The 6,268-nt window shown below is 68.2% G+C and carries 2 protein-coding genes and 4 pseudogenes; all 6 read right to left on the reverse strand.

The genetic code is table 11. The features are described from left to right. Nucleotides 1-518: pseudogene (locus CSW58_RS06820) on the reverse strand (alcohol dehydrogenase catalytic domain-containing protein); the annotation flags it as partial. Further along, nucleotides 515-1,563: pseudogene (locus tag CSW58_RS15730) on the reverse strand (alpha/beta hydrolase). The pseudogenes CSW58_RS06820 and CSW58_RS15730, both read right to left, overlap by 4 nt. Continuing rightward, a pseudogene (locus CSW58_RS06830) lies at nucleotides 1,556-2,235 on the reverse strand (TetR/AcrR family transcriptional regulator). Before CSW58_RS06830 ends, CSW58_RS15730 begins: the two co-directional pseudogenes overlap by 8 nt. Nucleotides 2,236-2,339: 104 nt before the next feature. Continuing rightward, nucleotides 2,340-3,730: pseudogene (locus tag CSW58_RS06835) on the reverse strand (flavin-containing monooxygenase). A gap of 418 nt (nucleotides 3,731-4,148) precedes the next feature. After that, the gene (locus tag CSW58_RS06845) at nucleotides 4,149-4,901 is read right to left on the reverse strand and encodes a DUF72 domain-containing protein (protein ID WP_099446783.1); all 753 of its coding nucleotides are present in this window, start codon (nucleotides 4,899-4,901) and stop codon (nucleotides 4,149-4,151) included. A gap of 131 nt (nucleotides 4,902-5,032) precedes the next feature. Beyond that, nucleotides 5,033-6,268: SEC-C metal-binding domain-containing protein (locus tag CSW58_RS06850; protein ID WP_201721601.1), on the reverse strand; the 1,236-nt coding region annotated here is incomplete at its 5' end.

The following is a 6,268-nucleotide window of genomic DNA, read 5'->3' on the forward strand; positions in this document are numbered from 1 at the left end:
CGCCCAGGGCCTTGGCCAGGTCGACGGCCGCCAGCCCCACCCTTCCGCCGGCCGGCGCCGTGCAACCAGCACCCAGTCGCCCGGCTCGATCCGGGCCCGCCGCACCAGGGCGACATAGGCGGTCAGATAGGTCGCGCCATAGGCGGCGGCCTCGGCGCGAAGGACAGCCGCGCGGGCTATGGGCTTGAGGCTGTCGGCGCTCATCAGCGCATATTGCGCGAAGCCGCCCAGCCGGGCCCCGCCGACCACGGCGTCGCCGATCGCGCCAGCCGGTGGTGACCCCTCTCCCCCAGCGCCGCCACCTCGCCGGCCAGGTCGAGGCCGGGCGTGAAGGGCAAGGGCGGCTTGAGCTGGTACTCGCCCTTGGTCATCAGCAGGTCGGGAAGGTTGACGCTGGCGGCCAGGACCCGGACCAGCACCTGGCCGGGGCCAGGCGTCGGGGTCGCGACCTCTCGCACGCGCAGGCCGGCATAGTCTGGCGCCAGGCTCTCTCGACGACGAGGGCGCGCACCGGTCAGGCCTTGGCCGCCTCGATCGCCGTTCGCACCAGCCCCGCCACCTCGCGGCAGGCGGCGTCGGCGGCCGGAATCGCACCGGTGAAGGCGGTGAAGGCCGTGGGCCAGGCTGTCATAGCAACGATAGGTCACCGGCACGCCAGCGGCCTGCAGACGCTTGGCATAGGCCTCCGCCCTGGTCGACCAGGGGATCGAAGCCCGGCGGTGATCACAACGGCCGGGGCCAGGCCCGACAGGTCGGCGGTCTTGTCAGGCGACAGGCGCGGATCGGCCGGATCGGCGTCAGACCCCATATAGTGGGCCATGAACCATTCCATGATCGACTTGCTCAACGGATAGGCGTCGGCGTGCAGCGTTCATCGAGGGCGTCTCGCTGGCCACGTCGACCGCCGGATAGATGAGCAGCTGCAGGGCCGGCTGCGGCTCTCCCGCGACCTTCAGCTGCTGGGCGATGACCGCGGCGAAATTGCCGCCCATCGAGTCGCCGCCGATGGCCGGCGGCAGGGCGCGGCGCCGAAGCGCTCGGCATTGTCGCGGCCCCAGCGATAGGCGGCCAGGGTGTCGTCGAGACCGGCCGGGAAGCGATGCTCCGGGCCAGGCGGTAGTCGACCGACAACACCGCCGTGCGGGCGATGCGGGCCAGGATGCCGCAGAAGGCGTGGCAGGTTTCCAGGTCGCCGATCACCCCGCCGCCGAAGTGGGCGAAGACGATCATCGGCGCGGCGGCGTCCTGGTCGGCGGGACGATAGACCCGGATCTTCAGCGGACCGCCCGGGCCGTCGATCGACAGGCTTTCGGTGCGAACGGTCGGCTCGGACGGGCCAGACATAGCCGCCAGGCCCTTGGCGCTGGCGTCGCGCGCCACCGCCGGCGGCAGGCTGGTCATCGACGGCATCTTGGCGGCCGCGTGGCTGAGGAACTGAAAGCGCGGATCCAGGGTCCGGCCGCCGCGATAGACCACACCGCCGCCGGACATGGCCCTCAGGATCGGGCTGGGCAGGGACAGGATGGTCTTGAGAATGAAGGTCTGGACGGCGGGATCAGCCATGGGGGTCTTCTTCTTTTTCTTCTGGTTGAAGGCTTTCAGGCCTCGGCAGGGACGGCACCCCGCCGAGGATCAGCTTGACGGCGAAGTCGGCGGCGGCGGCGGTGTCGACCGGCCGGCGCTCCAGCATCTTGTCGCCGACCTCGCGGGCCACGGCGATACAGGCGGCGGTCAGATAGTCGAGATCGACCGGCGGCGCGTGCTCCCGCTCGAGCACCTTGGCGAGGCCGGTGCGAACCTCGTTGAAGACCGCGACGATCTCGGGCGTGGCGCGGGGGTGCGGGACCTGCTCGCCGACCGGCCGGTTCAGCCGCCAGGTCTCCTGCTCGGTGGCCACGAACTCGAAATAGGCGGTGATCGCGCCGCGCAGGAAGGAATTGAAGTCGGCCGCCTGCTCGTAAGCGATCCGCAGCAGGGGGCGGAAGCGCCGGGCCCGTCGTCGGCGAGGGCGTCGAACACCTCCTCCTTGGACTTGTAGTAATTATAGAAGGTGCCCGAGGCCAAACCTGTGCGGCGGATGATGTCGCGCACGGTGGCGGCGTCGTAGCCGAGCTCGCCGAACACCTCGCGCGCGGCGTCGAGAATCGCCTGGCGATTGGCCAGCTTGGTGCGCTCGCGCTTGCCGGGCCGGCTGTCGATCGCCTCGCGGGCAGGGAAATAGGCGATATTGGACACCGGACGCGACTCAACCAGAGGCGATCGATGACGCCCCGTCACGATTTCAGCCTCATTCCGGGGTTCGGAGCAAGGCCTTCGCGCCGTGAGGGTCCCCGTCCCCCTCAAGCCGCGACGTCAACCTGAGCCTGGACGTCCGCGCGAGCCGGCACCGGCAGGGCCTGGCCGGCGGCCCGGGCCCGCTTTTCACCCTGGGCGATCTCCTTCTTCAGGTCGGCGCAATAGACCCCGAAGTCGACCTGGATGGTGTGGCGGGCCGAGGCATAGAACTGGCCCAGGTGTCGCTGCTCGTCCTTGGCGGTGATCCGCTCCATTTCGGCGGCCGACGGCAGGGCGTAACGGCCGGTCAGATAGGCCGCCGCCAGCTTGGCCTGCTGCTCGGCGAAATTGACCAGGGTCGGCAGGGGCTGGGCCAGGCCCATGAAGAACAGGTTGGGCACGCCTGGCATCATCATCCGCTTGAACAGCGGAAAGCGGTGGTCCTCGCCCGGATTGAGGGCCGGATCATCGAAGAACGGGAAGCTGATCTTTGTAGCCGGTGGCGAAGAACGATGGCGTCGACCGGCTCGACACTGTCGTTTGAGCGGACGAACTTGCCCTCAAGCGCCTTGATGCCCGGCTTGAAGCGGATGTCGCCGCAGCCGGCCCGGGTCAGGAACTCACCCGAGACCCGACGGATGGGCCTCCAGTGGTTCGTGGTCGGGCTTGGGCAGGCCATAGTCCTCCATCCGGCGATGGTCTTCTTGAGCACCTTGCGTGACAGGCCAGCCCAGGGGGCCAGCCAGGGCGCGCGGCATCCAAGGCGGCATGGCCGACTTGTCCGACGGCTTGCCGTTCAGATATTTCGGAAACACCCAGACCCGCGCCGGGCCGAGACCCAGAGGTTCTTGGCGATCGGCCGCTGCGACAGTTCGCTGGCGATATCCATGGCCGAATTGCCCATGCCGACCACCACGACGTTCTTGCCGCGCATGTCGACCGGATCGAAGGGATCGCGATAGTGGTGGGCATGGAAGGCCGGGCCTTCGAACGTGCCGGGATAGTCGGGGGTGCGCGGGTCCCAGTGGTGCCCGTTGCAGACGAACAGGACGTCATAGAGCCGGGTCTCGCCGGTCCCCAGGGTCACCGCCCACAGGCCGTCGGCCGTGCGCCGGGCGGTCTCGACCCGAGTGTTGAAGGTGATGGTGGGACGCAGGCCGAAATGGTCGACATAGTCCTTGAAGTACTGGAACAGCTGGGCGTGGTGGGGAAAGTCGGGCCAATCGGCCGGCACCGGGAAATCCTCGAAGGCCAGGCGCCATTTGCTGGTGTCGATGTGCAGACTCTCGTAGCAGGACGAGAGGCCATTGGGGTTCTTGTAGTACCAGTTGCCGCCGATCTCGTCGGACAGCTCGAAGCAGTCATAGGGGACGCCGGCGTCCTTGAGGCGCTTGGCGGTGGTGAAACCGCTGCAGCCCGCACCGATGATGCACGCCTTGGGAAGCTTGCCCGTCATTTCCGCCCACCTGACTTATCGTTGTTCAGGTGAGCCTAGCAGGGTCGCGGGCGGCGTCAAACGGCGCCGTTGCGTTAGAGTCCTAGCGCCCGGCCCGGCTATAGGTCGCGGTGCAGCGGGCCGTGCACTGGGCCCATTGCGGCGTGCAGCCGTCGTCGTCGCCATTGGCCGCGCAGAAATAGCGGATGCGGGCGCAGGCGGCCTTGCATTGCAGGGGGTCGGCCCCTGGCGCTGGGCGGCCAGAGGGATCGGCGCGGGCAGCACAGTGACCGTGGCCTGTTGCGCCCCGGCGGGCGAAGCCCCTGCCGGCGTCACGAGGGCGGCGATCAGCAGCAGCAGGGCGGTCGAGCGGCGCATGCGATCAGCCTAGCGGCCGAAAATTAAGGCTCCGCTAACCCTGCTCCCAGGCTCCGCCGCCTCAGCCCAGCCTGTCGATCAGGGCCATGGCCGCGGCCGGATTGCGCACCTTGGCCCCGGCGATGAAATAGGCGAACACGTCGCCGTGCTCGGCCCAGGCGCGGGTCTGGCCGACGACGGCGTCCAGCTCCTCGGCGCTCATGCCCGCGGGCTCGTCCTCGCGGCTGCACATCAGGCGGGCATAGGTGAAGTCGGCGGTCGGCTGATCGATGCGCGGCCAGTCGGGGGCCTCGTCGTCGACGGCATAGACGATGGCCGCGCCATAGGCCTGGGCCAGGTCATAGAACTGCTGGGTCTGGAAGGTCGGGCTGCGCACCTCCAGGGCGTGGCGGGCCGGCCGGCCGCCGATCTCGCGGGGCAGCAGTTTCAGAAAGCCCTCGAAGTCGACCGGATCGAATTTCTTGGTGGCCATGAACTGCCAATTGATGGGGCCCAGCTTGTCGCCCAGTTCGTCCAGGCCCTGGCCCAGGAACTTGGCCAGGGAGTCCTGGTTTTCCGACAGCACCTTGCGGTTGGTGCAGTAGCGGCTGGCCTTGACCGCGAACACGAAGTCGTCGGGCGTCTCGTCGCGCCACTTGCGCCAGCTGTCGGGCTTGAAGCTGGAATAGTAGGTGCCGTTGATCTCGATACTGGTCAGCTGGCGGCTGGCATAGGCCAGCTCGTCCTTCTGCTTGAGGGTGTCGGGATAGAACACGCCGCGCCAGGGCTCGAACGTCCAGCCGCCGATGCCGGCCCGAATGACGCCTTTGGACATGGATGTTCCCTTCCTGTTCACCGCGACCTTAGGCAAGGTTTTCAGGGGCGTCGAGGGGGCGGTCGCTCAAACGCACGACGCCCGCCCCGGGGACCGGGACGGGCGTCGCGTCGGCATAGGATCGGGTCAGGCTAGACCAGCGACCCGTGGCACTGCTTGAACTTCTTGCCCGATCCGCAGGGACAGGCGCCGTTGCGGCTGGTGCGATCCCAGCCGTCGGGCAGGACCGAGACCGGCAGGGCCTCGCGCTGCTGCGGCGACAGACCCTCGGGGATGGCGCCGGCCACGGCGACATTCTCGCCGGTCAGCGGATCCATATGGACCTCGATCAGGCCCTCGGGCGTGTGCAGCGGCTCGGGCTCGGCATAGGCGATCTCTACCGTCATCAGCCAGCGGGTGGTGTTGGTGCGCAGGTCGCCCAGAAGCTTCTCGAACAGGCTGAAGGCTTCGGTCTTGTACTCGTTGAGCGGATCGCGCTGGCCATAGCCGCGCAGGCCGATGACGTTGCGCAGGTGGTCCAGGTGCATCAGGTGCTCGCGCCACTGCAGATCGATCATCTGCAGCAGGAAGCTCTTTTCCACCGAGCGCATCTGCTCGGGGGTGATGATGCCTTCACGCTCGGCGGCGTAGGCGTCGGCGGCCTTGGTGATGCGCTCGCGCATCTCCTCGTCGGCGATGCCTTCCTCGGCCGCCCACTCGGCCAGGGGCAGGTCCAGGCCGAGGATCGCCTTGACCCGCTCGGCCAAGCCCTCGATGTCCCACTGCTCGGCATAGGCCTTGGGCGGCAGGTGGCGCAGGACCAGGTCGTCGACCACGTCGTGACGCATCTCGTGGATGATGTCCGAAAGGTCCGTGGCCTCCATGAACTCCTGGCGCTGCTCGAACACGGCCTTGCGCTGGTCGTTGACGACGTCGTCGTACTTCAGGAGGTTCTTGCGGATCTCGTAGTTGCGTTGCTCGACGCGCTTCTGGGCGGTGGCGATGGCGTTGTTGAGCCACTTGTGGGTGATCGCCTCGCCTTCCTGGACGCCGAAGGTGCGCATGATCGCGTCCAGGCGCTCGCCGGCGAAGATGCGCAGCAGGTCATCCTCGCACGACAGGAAGAACTTCGAACGGCCCGGATCGCCCTGACGGCCAGTGCGGCCGCGAAGCTGGTTGTCGATACGGCGGCTTTCGTGGCGCTCGGTGCCGAGCACGAACAGGCCGCCGGCGGCCAGGGCCTTGGCCTTGGCGGCGGCGATCTCGGCGTTCAGCTCGACGCGGAAGGCGGCCTCGTCCTCGGGGCTCGGGGCGATGCCCAGGCCCTTCTGTTCCTGGCGCCACTTGCTCATCCGCATGTCGACATTGCCGCCCAACTGGATGTCGGT

The organism is Caulobacter sp. B11, assembly GCF_002737765.1.
Lineage (GTDB): Bacteria > Pseudomonadota > Alphaproteobacteria > Caulobacterales > Caulobacteraceae > Caulobacter.